This window comes from Paractinoplanes pyxinae (assembly GCF_026626335.1).
In the GTDB taxonomy this organism is placed as follows: domain Bacteria; phylum Actinomycetota; class Actinomycetes; order Mycobacteriales; family Micromonosporaceae; genus Actinoplanes; species Actinoplanes pyxinae.
Genome location: NZ_JAPNTZ010000002.1, coordinates 570468 through 593036 on the forward strand (window position 1 = coordinate 570468; position 22569 = coordinate 593036).

At 67.1% G+C, this 22569-nt stretch carries 26 protein-coding genes; all 26 read left to right on the plus strand.

Features of this window, described 5'->3' with window-relative positions; all coding sequences use genetic code 11:
• Window positions 1-178 precede the first annotated feature (178 nt).
• Window positions 179-724: a 50S ribosomal protein L10 gene (gene rplJ, locus OWR29_RS07300; protein ID WP_267561739.1), complete on the plus strand. Its 546-nt coding sequence runs from the start codon at window positions 179-181 to the stop codon at window positions 722-724.
• A gap of 54 nt (window positions 725-778) precedes the next feature.
• The gene (gene rplL, locus OWR29_RS07305) at window positions 779-1165 is read left to right on the plus strand and encodes a 50S ribosomal protein L7/L12 (RefSeq protein WP_267561740.1); all 387 of its coding nucleotides are present in this window, start codon (window positions 779-781) and stop codon (window positions 1163-1165) included.
• 604 nt (window positions 1166-1769) lie between these two features.
• Window positions 1770-5210, plus strand: coding sequence for a DNA-directed RNA polymerase subunit beta (rpoB, locus tag OWR29_RS07310; protein WP_267561741.1), 3441 nt, complete (start codon window positions 1770-1772; stop codon window positions 5208-5210).
• 88 nt (window positions 5211-5298) lie between these two features.
• On the plus strand, window positions 5299-9189 hold the full coding sequence (locus OWR29_RS07315; protein WP_267561742.1) for a DNA-directed RNA polymerase subunit beta': 3891 nt from the start codon (window positions 5299-5301) through the stop codon (window positions 9187-9189).
• A gap of 57 nt (window positions 9190-9246) precedes the next feature.
• On the plus strand, window positions 9247-9606 hold the full coding sequence (locus tag OWR29_RS07320; RefSeq protein WP_267561743.1) for a hypothetical protein: 360 nt from the start codon (window positions 9247-9249) through the stop codon (window positions 9604-9606).
• Window positions 9607-9648: 42 nt separating this feature from the next.
• Entirely contained in the window at window positions 9649-10119 is a 471-nt protein-coding gene (locus OWR29_RS07325; RefSeq protein WP_267561744.1) for a hypothetical protein, read from the plus strand.
• A 398-nt stretch (window positions 10120-10517) separates the two neighbouring features.
• On the plus strand, window positions 10518-10892 hold the full coding sequence (gene rpsL / locus OWR29_RS07330) for a 30S ribosomal protein S12 (RefSeq protein ID WP_014440718.1): 375 nt from the start codon (window positions 10518-10520) through the stop codon (window positions 10890-10892).
• 1 nt (window position 10893) lies between these two features.
• Entirely contained in the window at window positions 10894-11364 is a 471-nt protein-coding gene (gene rpsG, locus OWR29_RS07335) for a 30S ribosomal protein S7 (RefSeq protein ID WP_169180179.1), read from the plus strand.
• A 90-nt stretch (window positions 11365-11454) separates the two neighbouring features.
• The gene (fusA, locus tag OWR29_RS07340; protein WP_267561745.1) at window positions 11455-13551 is read left to right on the plus strand and encodes an elongation factor G; all 2097 of its coding nucleotides are present in this window, start codon (window positions 11455-11457) and stop codon (window positions 13549-13551) included.
• A 119-nt stretch (window positions 13552-13670) separates the two neighbouring features.
• Entirely contained in the window at window positions 13671-14864 is a 1194-nt protein-coding gene (tuf, locus tag OWR29_RS07345) for an elongation factor Tu (RefSeq protein WP_267561746.1), read from the plus strand.
• A 327-nt stretch (window positions 14865-15191) separates the two neighbouring features.
• Window positions 15192-15500: a 30S ribosomal protein S10 gene (rpsJ, locus tag OWR29_RS07350; RefSeq protein WP_097322778.1), complete on the plus strand. Its 309-nt coding sequence runs from the start codon at window positions 15192-15194 to the stop codon at window positions 15498-15500.
• A gap of 12 nt (window positions 15501-15512) precedes the next feature.
• The gene (rplC, locus tag OWR29_RS07355) at window positions 15513-16163 is read left to right on the plus strand and encodes a 50S ribosomal protein L3 (RefSeq protein WP_267561749.1); all 651 of its coding nucleotides are present in this window, start codon (window positions 15513-15515) and stop codon (window positions 16161-16163) included.
• Complete coding sequence (rplD, locus tag OWR29_RS07360) at window positions 16160-16807, plus strand: 50S ribosomal protein L4 (protein WP_267561751.1); 648 nt, start codon at window positions 16160-16162, stop codon at window positions 16805-16807. The genes rplC and rplD overlap by 4 nt, the downstream gene beginning before the upstream one ends.
• Window positions 16804-17106, plus strand: coding sequence for a 50S ribosomal protein L23 (rplW, locus tag OWR29_RS07365; protein WP_221376859.1), 303 nt, complete (start codon window positions 16804-16806; stop codon window positions 17104-17106). The genes rplD and rplW overlap by 4 nt, the downstream gene beginning before the upstream one ends.
• 14 nt (window positions 17107-17120) lie before the next feature.
• Window positions 17121-17960, plus strand: a complete 840-nt coding sequence (gene rplB / locus OWR29_RS07370; RefSeq protein WP_097322774.1) for a 50S ribosomal protein L2 — start codon at window positions 17121-17123, stop codon at window positions 17958-17960.
• Between the two features lie 13 nt (window positions 17961-17973).
• Window positions 17974-18255 carry a 30S ribosomal protein S19 gene (gene rpsS / locus OWR29_RS07375; RefSeq protein WP_097322773.1) on the plus strand — a complete coding sequence of 94 codons (282 nt, stop codon included), beginning with the start codon at window positions 17974-17976 and terminating at the stop codon, window positions 18253-18255.
• A gap of 31 nt (window positions 18256-18286) precedes the next feature.
• Complete coding sequence (gene rplV, locus OWR29_RS07380) at window positions 18287-18748, plus strand: 50S ribosomal protein L22 (protein WP_267561753.1); 462 nt, start codon at window positions 18287-18289, stop codon at window positions 18746-18748.
• Window positions 18748-19611, plus strand: a complete 864-nt coding sequence (gene rpsC, locus OWR29_RS07385; RefSeq protein WP_267561754.1) for a 30S ribosomal protein S3 — start codon at window positions 18748-18750, stop codon at window positions 19609-19611. The genes rplV and rpsC overlap by 1 nt, the downstream gene beginning before the upstream one ends.
• A gap of 3 nt (window positions 19612-19614) precedes the next feature.
• On the plus strand, window positions 19615-20040 hold the full coding sequence (gene rplP, locus OWR29_RS07390) for a 50S ribosomal protein L16 (protein WP_097322770.1): 426 nt from the start codon (window positions 19615-19617) through the stop codon (window positions 20038-20040).
• Window positions 20040-20273, plus strand: a complete 234-nt coding sequence (gene rpmC, locus OWR29_RS07395) for a 50S ribosomal protein L29 (protein ID WP_133873221.1) — start codon at window positions 20040-20042, stop codon at window positions 20271-20273. The genes rplP and rpmC overlap by 1 nt, the downstream gene beginning before the upstream one ends.
• Window positions 20270-20545 carry a 30S ribosomal protein S17 gene (gene rpsQ, locus OWR29_RS07400; protein WP_267561757.1) on the plus strand — a complete coding sequence of 92 codons (276 nt, stop codon included), beginning with the start codon at window positions 20270-20272 and terminating at the stop codon, window positions 20543-20545. Before rpmC ends, rpsQ begins: the two co-directional genes overlap by 4 nt.
• Window positions 20546-20637: 92 nt before the next feature.
• Complete coding sequence (gene rplN / locus OWR29_RS07405; protein WP_015619002.1) at window positions 20638-21006, plus strand: 50S ribosomal protein L14; 369 nt, start codon at window positions 20638-20640, stop codon at window positions 21004-21006.
• A complete protein-coding gene (gene rplX / locus OWR29_RS07410; RefSeq protein ID WP_267561909.1) occupies window positions 21003-21323 on the plus strand; it encodes a 50S ribosomal protein L24 in 321 nt (106 codons plus the stop codon). The genes rplN and rplX overlap by 4 nt, the downstream gene beginning before the upstream one ends.
• On the plus strand, window positions 21323-21892 hold the full coding sequence (rplE, locus tag OWR29_RS07415; RefSeq protein WP_267561758.1) for a 50S ribosomal protein L5: 570 nt from the start codon (window positions 21323-21325) through the stop codon (window positions 21890-21892). The genes rplX and rplE overlap by 1 nt, the downstream gene beginning before the upstream one ends.
• A 2-nt stretch (window positions 21893-21894) precedes the next feature.
• Complete coding sequence (locus OWR29_RS07420; protein ID WP_203681340.1) at window positions 21895-22080, plus strand: type Z 30S ribosomal protein S14; 186 nt, start codon at window positions 21895-21897, stop codon at window positions 22078-22080.
• Window positions 22081-22154: 74 nt separating this feature from the next.
• A complete protein-coding gene (gene rpsH, locus OWR29_RS07425; RefSeq protein ID WP_184953716.1) occupies window positions 22155-22562 on the plus strand; it encodes a 30S ribosomal protein S8 in 408 nt (135 codons plus the stop codon).
• Window positions 22563-22569 lie beyond the last annotated feature (7 nt).

Genomic DNA, 22569 nt, shown 5'->3' on the forward strand with positions numbered 1-22569 from the left:
GTCGAAGGTCCCGCACGATGCGGGCGGCCCGCGCAGGTTGGACGGTTCGTGATCGGGCCCCGCGAGCAATCGCGCCGGAATTTGCCTGCTCCGCCCCGTGCGCCCTGCGCCGGGGCGTTTCTCATTCTGCCCCTCCTTCGCGTTCGGCCGGTGGTTCGAGCACTGAGAGAGGAGGGACATGGCGGACAAGCCGGTCCGGGCCGACAAGGCCAGTGCCGTCGCGGCGCTGACGGACGACTTCCGTAACTCGTCGGCCACCGTGCTGACCGAGTACCGCGGTCTCACGGTCAAGCAGCTCACCGAGCTGCGGCGTTCGCTGGGCGGCGACACCAAGTACGCGGTGTCGAAGAACACCCTGGCCAAGCGCGCAGCTACCGACGCGGGCATCGAAGGCCTCGACACGCTGTTCACCGGTCCTACCGCGCTCGCCTTCATCAACGGCGACCCGGTCGAGGCGGCCAAGAGCCTGCGGGCTTTCGCCAAGGCCAACCCCGCCCTGCAGATCAAGGGCGGTGTGTTCGAGGGCAAGGCGATCACGGCGGATGACGTCAACAAGATCGCTGACCTCGAGTCGCGTGAGGTTCTGCTGGCCAAGCTGGCCGGCGCCATGAAGGGCAACCTGACCAAGGCTGCGGGTCTGTTCCAGGCTCCGCTGTCGCAGGTGGCGCGCCTCGCGGCCGCTCTTCAGGAGAAGCGCGAGAAGGACGGTCCCGCGGAGGCCTGAGCCACCGCGCACCAGCAAGACTTTTTGACAAGAAGCTAGGAAAGGTTGCCAGACATGGCGAAGCTCAGCACCGACGAGCTGCTCGACGCGTTCAAGGAAATGACGCTCATCGAGCTGTCGGAGTTCGTGAAGCAGTTCGAGGACGTCTTCCAGGTCACCGCGGCCGCTCCGGTTGCCGTCGCGGCGGCCCCGGGCGCCCCGGGTGCCGCGGCCGAGGCCGAGGCCGAGAAGGACTCGTTCGACGTTGTCCTCGAGGGCGACGGTGGCAAGAAGATCCAGGTCATCAAGGTCGTGCGTGAGCTGACCGGCCTGGGCCTCAAGGAGGCCAAGGACGCCGTCGAGTCCGCCCCCAAGGCGATCCTCGAGGGTGTCAACAAGGAGAAGGCCGAGGCCGCCAAGGCCAAGCTCGAGGGTGAAGGCGCCAAGGTCACCCTCAAGTGATCTAACGCTCCACTGCTTTCTCTTGCGAATGGCGAGGACCCGTGTGCGGGTCCTCGCCATTCGTATATTTCCACCGTTGTTGCTGGTCAGAGCGATTCCGCCGGCTGTCGGGCTCGCGACGTACAAAGCGGGTCCAACCGGGCAAGCCGTAGAGTATGGTCGCCTAAGCGCGCCGGGCAACGGGCGGCGCGGGGCCGACCCGCCTCGCAGCCCTTGACTGTGTGTCCGCTGACAGGCACGCTGACAGCAGCAAGTTTCCGCGCTTGCGACAGCCGCCCCGTGGGTAATCCGGTTTCACCGGTTCCTCGCGGCGGGGGCACCGAGGGAGAGTTGCCGCGTTCCGAGCGGCCCCGTGTTTGACGGCCCTGGCCATCGAGGCGCAGGTCAGAGGCCGACGGGGACACGTTCCGCAGGCCCCCTCAGGTGTGGGCTGGACAGCGGTTAGCCGAGCGGCTACACTGCTAGTTTGCGCTGCCTTCTGTCTTGAGCCCTGCCAGGAACATCCATCCGGATGAATTCCTGGGGGCTCGTCAGAGTGCACGCAGACAGTTGCATACCGCAGCTGCAGCCGCATCAGCAGCACCGGTCCTCGGAAGGACGCATCTTGGCAGCTTCCCGCCCTGCGAAGACCAGCCGTACGTCGAGCGCTTACGCACCCCGCCGTGTCTCTTTCGGCAGGATCACCGAGCAACTTGAGGTCCCCAACCTCCTCGCCCTCCAGACGGAGTCCTTCGACTGGCTGGTCGGGAACGAGGCTTGGCAGGCCCGGTCGACGGACGACCCGCACGCCCACTCGGGCCTCGCAGAGATCCTCGAAGAGATCAGTCCCATTGAGGACTTCTCCGGCACTATGTCGCTGTCCTTCTCGTCTCCCCGATTCGACGAGGTCAAGGCCTCGATCGAGGAGTGCAAGGAGAAGGACCTGACTTATTGCGCGCCGCTGTTCGTGACGGCGGAGTTCACCAACAACACGACTGGTGAGATCAAGAGCCAGACCGTGTTCATGGGTGACTTCCCGATGATGACCCCCAAGGGGACGTTCGTCATCAACGGCACGGAGCGCGTCGTGGTGAGTCAGCTCGTCCGTTCGCCGGGCGTGTACTTCACCAAGGAGCCGGACAAGACCTCCGACCGCGACCTCTCCAGCGTCAAGGTCATCCCCAGCCGGGGCGCCTGGCTGGAGTTCGACATCGACAAGCGCGACACCGTGGGTGTCCGGATCGACCGCAAGCGCCGGCAGGCCGTCACCGTCCTGCTCAAGGCGATCGGCTGGTCGGCCGACCAGATCCGTGAGCGGTTCGGCTGGTCCGAACTGATCATGACCACCCTCGAGAAGGACCACATCGCCGGGCAGGACGAGGCCCTGCTCGACATCTACCGCAAGCTCCGCCCCGGCGAGCCCCCGACCCGGGAGAACGCGCAGACCCTGCTCGACAACCTCTTCTTCAACCCGAAGCGGTATGACGTAGCCAAGGTCGGCCGGTACAAGTTCAACAAGAAGCTCGAGATCGACGTCCCGATCGTCCGGGGCACGCTGACCGAGGAAGACATCGTCAAGACCGTGGACTACCTCGCCCGGCTGCACGCCGGTGAGGAGGGCTACGAGGCGGACGACATCGACCACTTCGGCAACCGCCGTCTGCGTACGGTCGGCGAGCTCATCCAGAACCAGGTCCGCGTGGGCCTGTCCCGGATGGAGCGCGTCGTCCGCGAGCGCATGACGACCCAGGACGTCGAGGCGATCACGCCGCAGACCCTGATCAACATCCGTCCCGTCGTGGCGGCGATCAAGGAGTTCTTCGGCACCTCGCAGCTGTCGCAGTTCATGGACCAGACCAACCCGCTGGCGGGCCTGACCCACCGGCGGCGCCTGTCCGCGCTCGGCCCCGGTGGCCTCTCGCGTGAGCGGGCCGGCTTCGAGGTCCGTGACGTGCACCCGTCGCACTACGGCCGGATGTGCCCGATCGAGACGCCCGAGGGCCCGAACATCGGCCTGATCGGCGCCCTGTCGACCTTCGCCCGGGTCAACCCGTTCGGCTTCATCGAGACGCCGTACCGCAAGGTCGAGAACGGCGTCGTCCTCGACGAGGTCGACTACCTGACCGCGGACGAGGAAGACCGGTACATCAAGGCGCAGGCGAACGCCACGCTGAAGAGCGACGGCACCTTCGCCGACGACCGCGTCCTGGTCCGCCGGAAGGGCGGTGAGGTCGACTACGTGCCCGGCACCGAGGTCGACTACATGGACGTGTCGCCGCGGCAGATGACGTCGGTCGCGACCGCGATGATCCCGTTCCTCGAGCACGACGACGCCAACCGTGCCCTCATGGGCGCGAACATGCAGCGCCAGGCCGTGCCGCTGGTCAAGGCCGAGGCGCCGCTGGTCGGCACCGGCATGGAGTACCGGGCCGCGGTCGACGCCGGCGACGTGGTCGTGGCTGAGGTCGGCGGCGTGGTCGAAGACCTGTGCGCCGACTACGTGACGGTCCACCAGGACGACGGTCACCGCCGTACGTACCTGCTGCACAAGTTCCGCCGCTCCAACGCCGGCTCCTGCGTCAACCAGAAGCCGGTCGTGTTCGAGGGTGACCGGGTCGAGGCCGGCCAGGTCATCGCCGACGGCCCGTGCACCGACGAGGGGGAGATGGCCCTCGGCCGCAACCTGCTCGTCGCGTTCATGTGCTGGGAGGGTCACAACTACGAGGACGCGATCATCCTGTCGCAGCGCCTCGTCCAGCAGGACGTCCTCACCTCGATCCACATCGAGGAGCACGAGGTCGACGCCCGCGACACCAAGCTCGGCCCGGAAGAGATCACCCGCGACATCCCGAACGTCAGCGAGGAAATGCTCGCCGACCTCGACGAGCGCGGCATCATCCGGATCGGCGCCGAGGTCGTCCCCGGCGACATCCTGGTCGGCAAGGTCACGCCCAAGGGCGAGACCGAGCTGACCCCCGAGGAGCGCCTGCTCCGCGCGATCTTCGGTGAGAAGGCCCGGGAGGTCCGGGACACCTCGCTGAAGGTGCCGCACGGCGAGACCGGCACGGTCATCGGCGTCCGCACGTTCTCGCGCGAGGACGGCGACGAGCTGCCCCCGGGCGTGAACGAGCTGGTCCGGGTGTACGTCGCCCAGAAGCGCAAGATCCAGGACGGTGACAAGCTCGCGGGCCGCCACGGCAACAAGGGCGTCATCTCCAAGATCCTGCCGGTCGAGGACATGCCGTTCCTCGAGGACGGCACCCCGGTCGACATCGTGCTCAACCCGCTCGGTGTGCCCTCGCGCATGAACATCGGCCAGGTTCTGGAGACCCACCTCGGGTGGATCGCCAAGACCGGTTGGTCGATCGAGGGCGAGGACGAGGAGTGGAAGCGCCAGCTGCGCGCGATCGAGGCGCACGAGTCCGTCGCGGACTCGAACGTCGCGACCCCCGTCTTCGACGGTGCGCAGGAGGAGGAGATCAAGGGCCTCCTCGAGTCGACGCTGGTCAACCGCGACGGTAAGCGGCTGGTCAACGGCGACGGCAAGGCGCAGCTCTTCGACGGCCGCTCCGGTGAGCCGCTGCCGGACCCGATCTCGGTCGGGTACGTCTACATCCTCAAGCTGAACCACCTGGTCGACGACAAGATTCACGCTCGGTCGACCGGCCCGTACTCGATGATCACGCAGCAGCCGCTGGGTGGTAAGGCGCAGTTCGGTGGCCAGCGGTTCGGCGAGATGGAGTGCTGGGCCATGCAGGCCTACGGCGCCGCCTACGCGCTGCAGGAGCTGCTGACCATCAAGTCCGACGACGTCCTGGGCCGCGTGAAGGTCTACGAGGCCATCGTCAAGGGCGAGAACATCCCGGAGCCGGGAATCCCGGAGTCGTTCAAGGTGCTTCTCAAGGAGCTCCAGTCGCTGTGCCTGAACGTTGAGGTGCTTTCCAGCGACGGCGTGGCCCTCGAGATGCGCGAGACCGACGACGAGGTCTTCCGGGCCGCGGAGGAACTCGGCATCGACCTGTCCCGCCGCCCGAACGAGGGCGTCAGCAGCGTCGAAGAGATCTGACGGAAGCGTCCCCGGCCCCGCGAGGGGCCGGGGACGCCCCCGCCGGCCTTGAATTCACCCGAGCAACGAAACACGAGGGATAGTCCAAGTGCTCGACGTCAACTTCTTCGACGAGTTGCGCATCGGCCTGGCGACCGCTGACGACATCCGGCAGTGGTCGCACGGCGAGGTCAAGAAGCCCGAGACGATCAACTACCGCACCCTCAAGCCCGAGAAGGACGGACTCTTCTGCGAGAAGATCTTCGGTCCTCAGCGGGACTGGGAGTGCTACTGCGGCAAGTACAAGCGGGTCCGGTTCAAGGGCATCATCTGTGAGCGCTGCGGCGTCGAGGTGACCCGGTCCAAGGTCCGCCGTGAGCGCATGGGTCACATCGAGCTGGCCGCGTCGGTCACGCACATCTGGTACTTCAAGGGTGTGCCGAGCCGGCTGGGCTACCTGCTCGACCTGGCCCCCAAGGACCTCGAGAAGATCATCTACTTCGCCTCGTACGTGGTCACGAGCGTTGACGCCGAGGCGCGTCACCGCGACCTGTCCACCATCGAGAACGAGATCTTCGCCGAGAAGCGCCAGTCGGAGAACAGCCGCGACTCGGAGATCGAGAAGCGCGCGGCCAAGCTCGAGCAGGACCTGTCCGAGCTCGAGGCTGAGGGGGCCAAGGCCGACGTCCGTCGCAAGGTCAAGGAAGCCGGCGAGCGCGAGATGCGCCAGATCCGGGACAAGGCCCAGCGCGAGATCGACCGCCTCGACGAGGTGCTCGACACCTTCCGCAAGCTCGACTCGAAGCAGCTGGTCACCGACGAGCTGCTGTACCGCGAGCTGCGGGACCGCTTCGGTGAGTACTTCACCGGTGGCATGGGCGCCGAGGCCATCAAGGCGCTGCTGCAGAACATGGACCTGGACGCCGAGGCCGAGAACCTGCGCGAGATCATTCGCACCGGTAAGGGCCAGCGGAAGATCCGTGCGCTCAAGCGCCTCAAGGTCGTGGCCGCGTTCCTGAACACCCGCAACTCGCCGCTCGGCATGGTGCTCGACTGCGTCCCGGTCATCCCGCCGGACCTGCGCCCGATGGTGCAGCTCGACGGTGGCCGCTTCGCCACGAGCGACCTGAACGACCTGTACCGCCGGGTCATCAACCGGAACAACCGCCTCAAGCGTCTGATCGACCTCGGCGCGCCCGAGATCATCGTGAACAACGAGAAGCGGATGCTCCAGGAGGCCGTCGACGCCCTGTTCGACAACGGCCGTCGTGGCCGGCCGGTCACCGGTCCGGGTAACCGGCCGCTCAAGTCGCTGTCCGACATGCTCAAGGGCAAGCAGGGCCGGTTCCGTCAGAACCTGCTCGGCAAGCGCGTCGACTACTCCGGCCGTTCGGTCATCGTCGTCGGCCCGCGCCTGAAGCTGCACCAGTGCGGTCTGCCCAAGCAGATGGCGCTGGAGCTGTTCAAGCCGTTCGTGATGAAGCGCCTGGTCGATCTGAACCACGCGCAGAACATCAAGTCGGCCAAGCGCATGGTCGAGCGTCAGCGGCCGGTCGTGTGGGACGTCCTCGAAGAGGTCATCAGCGAGCACCCGGTGCTGCTGAACCGCGCGCCGACCCTGCACCGCCTGGGCATCCAGGCCTTCGAGCCGCAGCTGGTCGAGGGCAAGGCGATCCAGATCCACCCGCTCGTCTGCACGGCGTTCAACGCCGACTTCGACGGTGACCAGATGGCGGTCCACGTGCCGCTGTCGGCCGAGGCGCAGGCCGAGGCCCGGATCCTGATGCTCTCGTCGAACAACATCCTCAAGCCGGCCGACGGCAAGCCGGTCACCATGCCCACCCAGGACATGGTCATCGGCCTGTACCACCTGACCCACGAGACGCCCGGCACCAAGGGCGAGGGACGGGTGTTCAGCTCGGACGCCGAGGCGCGGATGGCCTTCGACAACGGCGAGCTGCACCTGCAGGCGCCGGTGAAGATCCGGCTGCGCGAGGTCATCGGGGTCGACAACGGCGCCAAGGCCGCCGCGTGGACCGCGCCCGAGGAGTGGACCGAGGGCGAGCCCCTGCTGGTCGAGACCACCCTGGGCCGGGTCATCTTCAACGAGACGCTGCCCCCGGGCTACCGCTTCGTGAACTACGAGATCCGCAAGGGTCAGCTGTCGGCGATCGTCAACGACCTCGCCGAGCGCTTCCCCAAGGTGGCCCTCGCGGCGACCCTGGACGCGCTCAAGGAGGCCGGCTTCCACTGGGCCACCTGGTCCGGCGTGACGATCGGCATGGGCGACGTCATCGGTCCTCCGCGCAAGCCGGAGATCCTGGCCCGCTACCAGGTCGAGGCCGACCGCATCGACAAGCAGTACCAGCGTGGTCTGATGACCGCCGAGGAGCGTCGCGGCGAGCTGATCGAGATCTGGACGAAGGCGACCAACGAGATCTCCAAGGAGATGGAGAACTCGCTGCCGCACGAGAACCCGCTCTGGGTCATGATCAACTCGGGCGCCCGCGGTAACCTGCTGCAGCTCCGGCAGATCGCCGCGATCCGCGGCCTGGTGGCCAACCCCAAGGGTGAGATCATCCCGCGGCCGATCACCTCGTCCTACCGCGAGGGTCTGACCGTGCTGGAGTACTTCATCTCCACGCACGGCGCCCGCAAGGGTCTGGCCGACACCGCGCTGCGTACCGCCGACTCGGGCTACCTGACCCGTCGTCTGGTGGACGTCTCGCAGGACGTCATCATCCGCGAGGAGGACTGCGGCACCGACCGCGCGATCCCGATGCAGGTGGGCGACCGCGAGGCGGACGGCACCCTGGTCGTGCACGTGCACGCCGAGACCGGTGTGCACGCCCGTACGCTGGCCGACGACATCAAGGACGCCGACGGCAACCTGGTCGTCGCCCGCGGCTCGGACCTCAACTCGATCCTGGTCGACAAGCTCGTCGCGGCCGGCGTCGAGAACGTCCGGGTGCGCTCGGTGCTGACCTGCGAGTCGAAGCTCGGCGTGTGCGCGGCCTGCTACGGCCGTTCGCTGCCGACCGGCAAGGGCGTCGACATCGGTGAGGCGGTCGGCATCATCGCCGCCCAGTCCATCGGTGAGCCCGGCACCCAGCTGACGATGCGCACCTTCCACACCGGTGGTGTCGCGGGTGAGGACATCACCCAGGGTCTGCCGCGTGTGCAGGAGATCTTCGAGGCCCGCGTGCCCAAGGGCAAGGCGCCCATCGCCGACACCCCGGGACGCATCCGCATCGAGGACGGCGAGCGCTCGCGGAAGATCATCGTGGTGCCGGACGACGGCAGCGAGGAGATCGTGTACGACAAGATCTCCAAGCGCGTCAAGCTCCGCGCCCACGACGGCGACCACGTCGGCGTCGGCGAGAAGCTGACCGAGGGCACCATCGACCCGCACGAGCTTCTGCGGATCATGGGTCCGCGGGCGGTCCAGGTCCACCTGACCCAGGAGGTCCAGGAGGTCTACCGCTCGCAGGGTGTGCTCATCCACGACAAGCACATCGAGATCATCATCCGCCAGATGCTCAAGCGGGTGACGGTCATCGACTCCGGCGCGGCCGAGTTCCTGCCGGGTGTGCTGGTCGACCGGGCGCTGTTCGAGTCGGAGAACCGCCGGCTCGTCGGCGAGGGTGGCGAGCCCGCCGCCGGTCGTCCCGTGCTCATGGGTATCACCAAGGCCTCGCTGGCCACGGATTCCTGGCTCTCGGCGGCCTCCTTCCAGGAGACCACCCGGGTGCTGACCGACGCGGCGATCAACTCGCGCAGCGACTCGCTCGTCGGCCTCAAGGAGAACGTGATCATCGGTAAGCTCATCCCGGCCGGTACCGGTATCTCCAAGTACCGCAACATCCGGGTCGAGCCGACCGAGGAGGCCAAGGCCAAGGTGTACTCGATGACCGGGTACCCCGAGACCGACTACGGCTTCGGGCCGGCCAGCGGGCAGGCCGTGCCGCTGGACGACTTCGACTTCGGGTCGTACCGCTAAGCAGTTCCCAACCGGAGGCGGTCGCGCATGGCGCGGCCGCCTCTCGGCCTTTCTAGAATGGTTCTCGTGACGCTTCCGGCCCCCGTTCCCACCCGCCATCCGATGGACCCGGATCCGGCGCCTTCGTCGAAGGCGCGGGCGGTCTTCGCGCTCGGTCTGGTGGGCTTTCTGACCGGCGCGTTCCTCGGCGGTGTGATTCCTGCCACCGTCGCGCTGCTGATGGCCCGGCAGGCGGCCCGGCAGGCCTACGACTCCGAGGGCTACCTGACCGGCTCGGCCTGGATCCGCCGCGGTCGCCGGCTGGCCTGGGCGGGCATCGTCCTGGCCCTCACCTCGCTGGTGGTGGCGTCCATCGCCGGCCTGTTGCACCTGGCCGGGGCGCCCGGCGGTCCCGACTTCGCGCCGGGCACCGACTGAGGCGGGGTGCGGCTCGCCCCGTACGAGTGACATGCTCTTCTCATGACCGTGCCGCCGCAGCCTCCGGCTCAGTACCCGGCCGCCGTGCCCCCGCCGCCGCCCTCGGGCCGCTGGCGTCCGGAACGGGTCGATCCCGTCCCCGGCACGGATTTCGGCCTGGTCCAGCTGCGGGTCGAGCCGATCACGTCGGGCCTGGCCATCGGCTCGCTGATGGCCGGCATCGGGTCGATCCTGGTGTCGCTGCTGGTGGTCTGTTTCGGGCTGGTCGGCGCGTCCGAGGGCTGGGGCGGCTGGGTGGCCGGCGCCTTCACGCTGCTCAGCGTGGCCGCCGGCGGGGGTGCGATCGCGCTCGGGGTGGCCTCGCGCCGGCAGATCCGCCGTTCCGGGCAGACCGGCCAGGTGCGGTTCACCGGGGCCGGGCTGGGCATGGCGGGAATCGTGTGCGGATCGATCGGCGCGGGAATTGCTCTGCTGTCCCTCGCGTTGACTTTGGTGTTGCAAATTTCGGTGTAGGGCCGGATCAGGCACCGCGGCGTTGCCACCGTGAGGCACCCGGTACACTTGTATCGGAGATATCCGTCGCGCGGCCCCAGCGTTCATTTTGACCTGGGTGCTCGGGGTGGGTAGGCTTTCCCCTCGTGCCCGGGCTTGCCCGGGCAACTCGTGCGTGGGCCCGAGTCGGTAATACCGACGACATGGCGATGCGCCGAGCCGGCGCCCCGTGTGAGGGGCGTCGACCAAGACAAGACCCGATGCGCGTTGACAAACGCGCGGCGGGACCGTGAGCCGGACGACACGCCCGACCGCGGGTGCCGGACAACTCCCCGGGATCGGGGAGGGACCGGCGCACAGAGGCATAACTAAGACGGTGCGGCCGCCTAGGAAGCGGCCGAAGGGAGCGGAGAAACCCGGTGCCCACGATCCAGCAGCTGGTCCGAAAGGGCCGTCAGGCGAAGACGAGCAAGACCAAGACGCCGGCGCTGAAGGGTAGTCCTCAGCGGCGCGGCGTGTGCACGCGCGTGTACACCACCACCCCCAAGAAGCCGAACTCTGCGCTGCGCAAGGTCGCTCGTGTGAAGCTCAGCAGCCAGATCGAGGTGACGGCGTACATCCCGGGCGTCGGCCACAACCTGCAGGAGCACTCGATCGTGCTCGTGCGCGGTGGCCGTGTGAAGGACCTCCCCGGCGTCCGCTACAAGATCGTCCGTGGTTCGCTGGACACCCAGGGTGTCCGCAACCGCAAGCAGGCCCGCAGCCGTTACGGCGCGAAGAAGGAGAAGAGCTGACATGCCGCGTAAGGGCCCCGCTCCGCGCCACCCAGTGGTCCCGGACCCGGTTTACAACTCGCCGCTGGTGACCCAGCTGATCAACAAGATCCTGATCGGCGGCAAGCGTCAGCTCGCTGAGCGCATCGTCTACGGCGCCCTCGAGGGGGCCCGTGAGAAGAGCGGCACCGACCCCGTGGTGACCCTCAAGCGCGCGATGGACAACGTCAAGCCGACCCTCGAGGTCCGCAGCCGCCGTGTCGGTGGCGCGACCTACCAGGTTCCGGTCGAGGTCCGCACCCCGCGCCAGACCACCCTCGGTCTGCGCTGGCTGGTCCAGTACTCCAAGGCCCGCCGCGAGAAGACCATGATCGAGCGTCTCCAGAACGAGCTGCTCGACGCCAGCAACGGCCTCGGCGCCGCCGTCAAGCGACGCGAGGACACCCACAAGATGGCGGAGTCCAACAAGGCCTTCGCGCACTACCGCTGGTAAGACCCCGCCGCTGCGGGCCCGGCGCGAGCCGGGCCACAGCGCAAGTCGTACCGGTCCACGAGACGACGACGAAGAAAAGTAGGGATTGAAGTGGCCGCCGCAGACGCGCTCGCCAACGTACGCAACATCGGCATCATGGCGCACATCGATGCCGGTAAGACCACGACTACTGAGCGAATCCTGTTCTACACCGGTATCACGTACAAGATCGGTGAGGTTCACGACGGCGGCGCCGTCATGGACTGGATGGAGCAGGAGCAGGAGCGCGGTATCACGATCACTTCCGCCGCCACCAAGTGCGAGTGGAAGGGCCACACGATCCAGATCATCGACACGCCCGGCCACGTCGACTTCACGGTCGAGGTGGAGCGGTCGCTGCGGGTGCTGGACGGTGCGGTCGCGGTCTACGACGGTGTGGCCGGCGTGGAGCCGCAGACCGAGAACGTGTGGCGCCAGGCGGACAAGTACCACGTTCCCCGGATGTGCTTCGTCAACAAGCTCGACCGGACCGGCGCGGACTTCTTCCGCTGCGTGCAGATGATGATCGACCGGCTCAACGCCACCCCGCTGGTGCTGCAGATCCCGATCGGGCTCGAGGCCGACCACATCGGTGTCGTCGACCTGATCGGCATGCGCGCCCTCACCTGGCGTGGTGAGACCCAGAAGGGTGAGGACTACGCGATCGAGGAGATCCCGGCCGACCTGGTCGACTCCGCGAACGAGTGGCGCGAGAAGCTGATCGAGACCCTGGCCGACGTCGACGACGCGGTCATGGAGAAGTACCTCGAGGGCGAGGAGCTCTCCCAGGACGAGATCAAGGCCGCCATCCGGCGCGCCACGATCGCCAGCAAGGCGAACCCGGTGCTGTGCGGTTCGGCGTTCAAGAACAAGGGCGTTCAGCCCATGCTCGACGCCGTGATCGACTTCCTGCCGTCGCCGCTGGACATCCCGGCCATCGAGGGCACCGCCACCGACGGCGAGACGCCGATGCAGCGCAAGCCGTCGAACTCCGAGCCCTTCTCCGGCCTGGCCTTCAAGATCCAGACCGACAAGCACCTCGGCAAGCTCACGTACGTGCGGGTCTACTCCGGCACGCTCGACTCCGGTTCGCAGGTGGTCAACTCCACCAAGGACCGCAAGGAGCGGATCGGCAAGATCTACCAGATGCACGCGAACAAGCGTGAGGAGCGCGCCACCGCGCAGGCCGGCGACATCATCGCCGTCCAGGGTCTGAAGCAGACCACCACCGGTGACACGCTCAGCGACCCGGCCAACCCGGTCATCCTGGAGTCGATGACCTTCCCGGAGCCGGTCATCCAGGTCGCCATCGAGCCGAAGACCAAGTCGGACCAGGAGAAGCTGGGCACCGCGATCCAGCGCCTGGCCGAGGAGGACCCGACCTTCCGCGTCTTCAACGACGAGGAGACCGGCCAGACGATCATCGCCGGCATGGGCGAGCTCCACCTGGACATCCTGGTGGACCGCATGCGCCGCGAGTTCAACGTCGAGGCCAACATCGGCAAGCCGCAGGTGGCCTACCGTGAGACGATCCGCGGCACCGTGGAGAAGTACACGTTCGTCCACAAGAAGCAGACCGGTGGTTCGGGCCAGTACGCGAAGGTCGTCGTCACCATCGAGCCGCTGCCGCTCGAGGCGGACGGCCCCACGTACGAGTTCGTCAACGCGGTGACCGGTGGTCGCATCCCCAAGGAGTTCATCCCCTCGGTGGACGCGGGCGCGCAGGACTCGATGCAGTACGGCGTTCTCGCCGGATACCCGCTGGTCGGCGTCAAGTTCACGCTGGTCGACGGTCAGTACCACGAGGTCGACTCCTCCGAGATGGCGTTCAAGATCGCCGGCTCCATGGCGATGAAGGAGGCGGCTCGCAAGGCCGACCCCGCGCTGCTCGAGCCGATGATGTCGGTGGAGGTCACCACGCCCGAGGACAACATGGGCGACGTGATCGGCGACCTCAACTCGCGGCGTGGCATCATCCAGTCGATGGAGGAGCGTTCCGGCGCCCGCGTCGTCAAGGCTCTGGTCCCGCTCTCCGAGATGTTCGGCTACGTCGGCGACCTGCGGTCGAAGACGGCCGGCCGGGCTAGCTACAGCATGCAGTTCGACTCCTACGCCGAGGTCCCGCAGGGCGTCGCGAAGGAGATCATCGCGAAGGCCACCGGCGCCTGATGCGTTGAGGCGCGTGCGGTCCGTCGAGGACCGCACGCGCACGAGCAGTCGACAGAGTCCCCATCGCCTTATCGGGCGTGCCGGGCGAAAGTAATTCCACAGTCCACAGGAGGACACCAGTGGCGAAGGCGAAGTTCGAGCGGACTAAGCCGCACGTCAACATCGGCACCATTGGTCACATCGACCACGGTAAGACGACGCTGACTGCGGCCATCACCAAGGTCCTGCACGACGAATACCCGGACCTGAACCCGTACACCCCGTTCGACGAGATCGACAAGGCGCCTGAAGAGAAGGCCCGTGGTATCACGATCTCGATCGCGCACGTCGAGTACCAGACCGCGGCGCGTCACTACGCGCACGTGGACTGCCCCGGCCACGCCGACTACATCAAGAACATGATCACCGGTGCCGCGCAGATGGACGGCGCGATCCTGGTGGTCGCCGCGACCGACGGCCCGATGCCGCAGACCAAGGAGCACGTGCTCCTGGCCCGCCAGGTCGGCGTTCCGTACATCGTCGTCGCCCTGAACAAGAGCGACATGGTGGACGACGAGGAGCTCCTGGAGCTCGTCGAGCTCGAGGTCCGCGAGCTGCTGAGCACCTACGAGTTCCCGGGCGACGACCTTCCGGTCGTGCGCGTCTCGGCGCTCAAGGCGCTCGAGGGCGACAAGGAGTGGACCGGCAAGCTCCTCGAGCTGATGAACGCGGTCGACACCGCGATCCCGCAGCCCGAGCGCGACACCGACAAGCCGTTCCTGATGCCGATCGAGGACGTCTTCACGATCACCGGTCGTGGAACGGTCGTCACCGGTCGCGCCGAGCGTGGCATCCTCAAGCCGAACGAGGAGGTCGAGATCGTCGGCATCCGCGAGAAGTCGACGAAGACCGTCTGCACCGGCATCGAGATGTTCCGCAAGCTGCTCGACGAGGCCCGCGCGGGTGAGAACGTCGGTCTGCTGCTGCGCGGTATCAAGCGCGAGGACGTCGAGCGCGGCATGGTCGTCGTGAAGCCGGGCACCACGACTCCCCACACGGAGTTCGAGGGCCAGGTCTACATCCTCTCGAAGGAAGAGGGCGGCCGGCACACCCCGTTCTTCCAGAACTACCGCCCGCAGTTCTACTTCCGCACCACGGACGTCACCGGCGTCGTCACGCTGCCCGAGGGCACCGAGATGGTCATGCCGGGCGACTCCACCAGCATGTCGGTCAAGCTGATCCAGCCGATCGCCATGGAGCAGGGCCTGAAGTTCGCGATCCGTGAGGGTGGCCGCACCGTCGGCGCCGGAACGGTCACGAAGATCAACGTCTGACGAACGGTGACCCCGATTAGCATTGCCGGCGTGTATCCGGCATACTAGTCAGGTTGCGTCCGAGCGGGGTGGGTAGCTGCCTTGGGCAGTTGCCCACCCTCGCCGGGTGTCTGGGGTGTGTTTACCGCCGCCCCGCTGAGCCCTGATGGGGTCAAAGACACCTCAAGATCCCCGCGATCTAGAGAGCTGCCCTGCGCAGATTTCTGAGAGTCAACGCGACACGCCCGACCGCGGGGGTCGGACAACGCAGGATCAACGGTCCTGCGGGCATGCGAGAGCCACCGCTTTCGCACGTAGCGGCATCGAGAGAAGGAAACAGAAGCCACCATGGCGGGACAGAAGATCCGCATCCGGCTCAAGGCCTACGACCACGAGGTCGTCGACTCCTCGGCGCGCAAGATCGTCGAGACGGTCACGCGCACCGGTGCGTCGGTCGCAGGTCCGGTGCCGCTGCCCACGGAGATCAACCGTTTCTGCGTCATCCGTTCGCCGCACAAGTACAAGGACTCGCGCGAGCACTTCGAGATGCGCACGCACAAGCGGCTGATCGACATCATCGACCCGACTCCCAAGACGGTCGACTCGCTCATGCGCCTCGACCTGCCGGCTGGCGTCGACATCGAGATCAAGCTGTAGGGATCGCGACTGATGGACAGGCAAGTGAAGGGGATCCTGGGCGCCAAGCTCGGCATGACCCAGGTCTGGGACAACAACAAGGTTGTCCCGGTGACCGTGGTGCAGGCCGGCCCTTGCGTCGTGACCCAGGTCCGCACAGATGAGAAGGACGGCTACTCCGCCGTCCAGCTGGCGTACGGCGCGATCGACCCGCGCAAGGTGAACAAGCCCGAGGGCGGTCACTTCGCGAAGGCGGGTGTGTCGCCGCGGCGTCACGTCGTCGAGCTGCGCACCACCGACGCCGGCGAGTACGAGCTCGGCCAGGAGGTCACCGTCGAGGCGTTCGCGGTCGGTTCGCCGATCGACGTCACCGGTAAGACCCGGGGCAAGGGCTACGCCGGTGTCATGAAGCGGCACGGCTTCCACGGCCTCAAGGCCAGCCACGGTGTCGAGCGCAAGCACCGCTCGCCCGGTTCCATCGGCGCCTGCGCGACCCCGGGTCGCGTCTTCAAGGGCGTGCGGATGGCCGGTCGCATGGGTAGCCAGCGCTTCACCGTGCAGAACCTCACCGTGCAGGCGGTGGACACCGAGAACAACCTGATCCTGGTCAAGGGCGCTGTGCCCGGCCCCAAGGGCGCGCTCGTTCTCGTTCGCACCGCGGCTAAGAAGGGCGGTGCCAAGTGAGCTCGGTCGACGTGATCAACGTTGAGGGCAACAAGGCCGGCTCCGTCGAGCTGCCGGACTCGGTGTTCGACGTTCAGGCCAACATCCCGCTGATGCACCAGGTCGTCGTGGCCCAGCTCGCCGCCGCCCGTCAGGGCACGGCCAAGGCCAAGACCCGCGGTGAGGTCGCCGGTGGTGGCAAGAAGCCGTACAAGCAGAAGGGCACCGGTCGCGCCCGTCAGGGCTCGATCCGCGCGCCGCAGTTCACCGGCGGTGGCGTCGTGCACGGTCCCGTGCCGCGCGACTACAGCCAGCGGACCCCCAAGAAGATGAAGGCCGCCGCCCTGCGTGGCGCCCTCTCCGACCGGGCCCGCGACGGCCGCGTGCACGTGGTCGAGGCGTTCGTCAGCGGCGACAAGCCGTCGACCAAGGGCGCGATCGCCACGCTGCGCAAGGCCACCGAGTCCACCAAGGTCCTGGTCGTGCTGAGCAGCACCGACGAGCTGAACTGGCTGTCGCTGCGCAACGAGGCGACCGTGCACCTGATCGAGGCGGGCCAGCTCAACACGTACGACGTGCTGGTCGCCGACGAGGTGGTCTTCACCAAGGACGCGCTCGACGAGTTCCTGGGCGCGCCGGCGACCGCCGAGGGGGAGAACAAGTGAGCACCATCGCCGACCCGCGCGACATCATCGTCCGCCCGGTCGTCTCCGAGAAGAGCTACAGCGTTCTCGACCAGAACTGGTACACGTTCCTCGTCCACCCGGACGCGAACAAGACCCAGATCAAGATCGCGATCCAGCAGATCTTCAACGTCCGCGTGCTGTCGGTGAACACCGCGAACCGCGAGGGCAAGCGCAAGCGCACCCGGACCGGCTTCGGTCAGCGCAAGGCGACGAAGCGCGCGATGGTCAAGCTGGCTGACGGTGACCGTATCGAGGCCTTCGGCGGCCCGGTCAGCTAAGGGGTTGTAAAACAATGGCTATCCGTAAGTACAAGCCGACCACGCCGGGCCGTCGTGGCTCCAGCGTCGCCGACTTCGCCGAGCTGACCCGGTCCACGCCGGAGAAGTCGCTGCTGGTCCCGCTGCCCAAGAAGGGCGGGCGCAACGTCCACGGCCGCATCACCACGCGGCACCAGGGCGGCGGCCACAAGCGGCAGTACCGGCTGATCGACTTCAAGCGGGTCGACAAGGACGGCGTGCCGGCCAAGGTCGCGCACATCGAGTACGACCCGAACCGCACGTCCCGCATCGCGCTGCTGCACTACGCCGACGGCGAGAAGCGCTACATCCTCGCGCCGAAGGACCTCAAGCAGGGCGACCGGGTCGAGTCCGGCCCGGGCGCGGACATCAAGCCGGGGAACAACCTTCCCCTGCGCAACATCCCGGTCGGTACGACGGTCCACGGTGTGGAGCTTCGTCCCGGCGGTGGCGCCAAGCTGGCCCGCTCGGCCGGTGTCGGCATCCAGCTGCTCGGCCGTGAGGGCGCGTACGCCACGCTGCGTATGCCCTCGGGCGAGATCCGCCGGGTCGACATCCGTTGCCGCGCCACGGTCGGCGAGATCGGCAATGCCGAACAGTCGAACATCAACTGGGGCAAGGCCGGCCGTATGCGCTGGAAGGGCAAGCGCCCGACCGTCCGCGGTGTCGCCATGAACCCGATCGACCACCCGCACGGTGGTGGTGAGGGTAAGACCTCCGGTGGTCGCCACCCGGTCAACCCGGCTGGTAAGCCCGAGGGTCGTACCCGCCGCAAGGGCCAGGAGAGCGACAAGCTGATCGTTCGCCGCCGCTACGCCACCCGCAAGCGCGGGTAACGGGAGTTAGAAGATGCCACGCAGCCTGAAGAAGGGCCCGTTCGTCGACGACCACCTGCTCAAGAAGGTGGAAGTCCAGAACGAGAAGAACTCGAAGAACGTCATCAAGACCTGGTCGCGGCGCTCGATGATCATCCCCGACATGCTGGGGCACACGATTGCCGTGCACGACGGGCGCAAGCACGTCCCGGTGTTCATCACCGAGGCCATGGTCGGTCACAAGCTCGGGGAGTTCGCTCTGACCCGCACGTTCAAGGGTCACGAGAAGGACGACCGCAAGAGCCGTCGTCGCTAGTCAGTCCACGGATAAGAGAGGGGTTACAGCGATGCCAGCAAAGAACGACGCTCCGGTTCTTCCGGGCAGTCGGGCGGTTGCGAAGCACGTTCGCATCTCGCCGAACAAGGCTCGCCGTGTGGTCAACCTCGTCCGCGGTCTGCCCGCGAAGGAGGCTCTGACGGTCCTGCAGTTCGCGCCGCAGGCGGCGAGCGAGCAGGTCTACAAGGTGCTCGCGAGTGCCATCGCGAACGCGGAGAACAACGAACGGCTCGACCCGGACGCGCTGATGATCAGCGAGGCGTTCGTGGACGAGGGCCCGACGCTCAAGCGGTTCCGTCCGCGGGCGCAGGGCCGGGCGTACCGGATCCGCAAGCGCACCTGCCACATCACGATCGCCGTCGAGGCGGTCCAGGTCGCCCGGCCCGCCAAGAAGGCGGCCGCGGCGAAGAAGGCGGCGCCGGCCAAGTCCGCGCCCGCCGCGCAGTCCCAGACCACGGAGGAGTCCGAGTAATGGGCCAGAAAGTTCACCCCACCGGATTCCGCCTCGGTATCTCCACCGACTGGAAGTCGCGGTGGTTCGCCGACAAGCTCTACAAGGACTACATCGGCGAGGACGTCAAGATCCGCCGCATGATGTCCAAGGGCCTCGAGCGCGCCGGCATCTCCAAGGTGGACATCGAGCGCACCCGTGACCGGGTCCGCGTCGACATCCACACCGCCCGGCCGGGCATCGTCATCGGCCGCAAGGGCGCGGAGGCCGACCGCATCCGCGGCGAGCTCGAGAAGCTCACCGGCAAGCAGGTCCAGCTGAACATCCTCGAGGTCAAGAGCCCCGAGTCGGACGCTCAGCTGGTGGCCCAGGGCGTCGCCGAGCAGCTGTCCTCCCGGGTCAGCTTCCGCCGGGCGATGCGCAAGGCCATGCAGTCGGCCATGAAGAACCCGATCTGCAAGGGCATCCGGGTGCAGGTCTCCGGCCGCCTGGGCGGCGCGGAGATGAGCCGCACGGAGTTCTACCGTGAGGGTCGCGTTCCGCTGCACACGCTGCGCGCCAACATCGAGTACGGCTTCTTCGAGGCCCGCACGACGTTCGGCCGCATCGGCGTGAAGGTCTGGATCTACAAGGGCGACGCCGTGCCCGGCCGCGAGGCCGTGCAGGAGGCGCCCGCTCGCCCGCGCCGCGACCGCGCTGACCGCGCCGAGCGTCCGCGCCGTGGCCGTTCCGGTTCGTCCGGCACGACCGCCGGCGGCACCGAGGCCGGTCGTGCGGCCGCGCAGGCCCGTGGTGGCGACAACGCCGCCGGGACCGGCGAGAACGCCAACGACGCCGCGATCGCCGCTGGTCCGGCCGTGGCTGAGACGCAGCAGGAGGGCTGACACATGCTGATGCCGCGTAAGCCCCCGAAGGGCTTCCGCAAGCCGCACCACCCGGACCGCCACGGCGCGTCCAAGGGCGGCAACCGGGTCGTCTTCGGTGAGTTCGGTATCCAGGCGCTGGAGCCCGCGTACGTGACCAACCGGCAGATCGAGTCGGCCCGTATCGCGATGACCCGCCACATCAAGCGTGGTGGCAAGGTCTGGATCTCGGTCTTCCCCGACAACGCTCTGACCAAGAAGCCGGCCGAGACCCGCATGGGTTCCGGTAAGGGTTCTCCCGAGTGGTGGGTTGCGAACGTCAAGCCGGGACGCATCCTCTTCGAGATGTCGTTCCCGAACGAGACGATCGCGCGCGAGGCGATGCGCCGTGCGATCCACAAGCTCCCGATGAAGTGCCGCATCGTGACACGCGAAGTGGGTGAAAGCTGATGGCAGCGGGCGTTAAGGCTTCCGAGCTGCGCGAACTCTCCGGTGAGGAGCTGGTTTCGCGGCTGCGGGAGGCCAAGGCGGAGCTGTTCAACCTTCGCGTGCAGGGCGCGACCGGCCAGCTCGACAATCACCGTCGGCTGCAGGTCGTCCGCAAGGACATCGCGAAGATCTACACGATCATGCGTGAACGTGAGCTCGGGCTCTCGGTTGCGCCGGATGAGGTGACAGCATGAGTGACGAGAGCACGGCCACGGTCCGCGCGAACCGCAAGGTCCGCGAGGGTCTCGTGGTCAGCGACAAGATGGACAAGACCGTCGTCGTCGAGGTCGAGGACCGTGTGAAGCACGCCCTCTACGGCAAGGTTCTGCGTCGTACCCGCAAGCTCAAGGTGCACGACGAGCAGAACGCGTGCGGCATCGGCGACCGGGTTCTGCTCATGGAGACCCGTCCGCTGTCGGCCACCAAGCGGTGGCGTGTCGTGGAGATCCTCGAAAAGGCCAAGTGAGTGCGCGGGGCCGGTTAGCGCCGGCCCCGCCCACCATCGTTCCGCCAAGCTTCGGTGCCCCACCGGAGAACTGGCAGACATAGGAGACAGACGTGATTCAGCAGGAGTCGCGACTGCGCGTCGCTGACAACACGGGTGCCCGGGAGATCCTGTGCATCCGCGTGCTCGGTGGCTCCGGTCGCCGTTACGCGAGCATCGGCGACGTCATCGTGGCCACGGTCAAGGACGCCATCCCCGGCGCGGGCGTGAAGAAGGGTGACGTCGTCAAGGCGGTCATCGTGCGCACCGCCAAGGAGAAGCGCCGTCCCGACGGCTCGTACATCCGCTTCGACGAGAACGCCGCCGTCATCATCAAGGACGGCGGGGACCCCCGCGGTACCCGCATCTTCGGCCCGGTCGGGCGCGAGCTGCGCGACAAGCGGTTCATGAAGATCATCAGCCTGGCGCCGGAGGTGCTCTGACCGTGAAGATCAAGAAGGGCGACACGGTCGTCGTCATCGCCGGCAAGGACAAGGGTGCCAAGGGCAAGGTCATCGCGGCCTTCCCGCGGCAGGACAAGGTCCTGGTCGAGGGCGTCAACCGCGTCAAGAAGCACGAACGCATCCGCACCACCCAGCGTGGTTCGAAGACCGGTGGCATCGTCACCCAGGAAGCCGCGATCCACATCTCGAATGTGCAGATCGTCGACGACCAGGGCAAGCCGACGCGCATCGGTTACAAGGTCGACGAGAACGGCAACAAGGTCCGTATCGCGCGTACGACCGGTAAGGAACTCTGATGACTGCCGCTACCGAGACCAAGACGCTGCCGCGCCTGAAGCAGAAGTACCGCAGTGAGGTCATCTCCGCGCTTCAGGAGCAGTACAAGTACGGCAACCCCATGCAGGTTCCCGGCCTGGTGAAGGTCGTCGTGAACATGGGTGTTGGCGAGGCCGCCCGCGACGCCAAGCTGATCGACGGCGCCGTGCGCGACCTGACCACCATCACCGGTCAGAAGCCGCTGGTGCGGCGGGCGACCAAGTCCATCGCGCAGTTCAAGCTGCGTGAGGGCATGCCGATCGGCGCGAAGGTGACCCTGCGCAACGACCGGATGTGGGAGTTCCTCGACCGGCTGCTGTCGATCGCGCTGCCCCGTATCCGTGACTTCCGCGGCCTCGACGGGCGCAAGCTCGACGGGCACGGCAACTACACCTTCGGTCTGACTGAGCAGTCGGTGTTCCACGAGATCGACCAGGACCGGATCGATCGCACGCGGGGCATGGACATCACGGTGGTCACGACCGCCAAGACCGACGACGAGGGCCGGGCGCTTCTCAAGCTCCTGGGCTTCCCGTTCAAGGAGAACTGAGCATGGCTAAGAAGGCGCTGATCCTGAAGGCGGCCGCGAAGCCGAAGTTCGCCGTGCGTGCTTACACCCGCTGCCAGAAGTGCGGACGCCCGCACTCGGTCTACCGCAAGTTCGGCCTGTGCCGGGTTTGCCTGCGGGACATGGCTCACCGTGGTGAGCTGCCCGGCGTTTCCAAGGCCTCCTGGTAACCGATAGCAACACCGCTTCGCCGTAGGCCTGCGACATCCGTGGGAACCCCGGCGAGAAAGGTTGACGAACACCCATGACGATGACGGACCCGATCGCAGACATGCTGACGCGTCTGCGCAACGCCAACCAGGCGTACCACGACAAGGTGACCATGCCCTTCTCGAAGATCAAGGCGAACATCGCCGAGGTCCTCAAGGCCGAGGGTTACATCGCCTCCTGGACGGCTGAGGAGCCCGAGGAAGGCGCCGTCGGCCGGCGCCTGGTCGTTGAGCTCAAGTACGGCCAGAATCGCGAGCGCAGCCTCGCCGGCATCAAGCGCGTCTCGAAGCCCGGCCTCCGGGTTTACGCCAAGTCCGACGAGCTCCCGCGCGTGCTCGGCGGCCTGGGCGTCGCGATCATTTCGACGTCCCAGGGGCTGCTGACCGACCGGCAGGCCCGCAAGCGGAGCGTTGGCGGGGAAGTCCTCGCCTTCGTCTGGTAACTGGAGA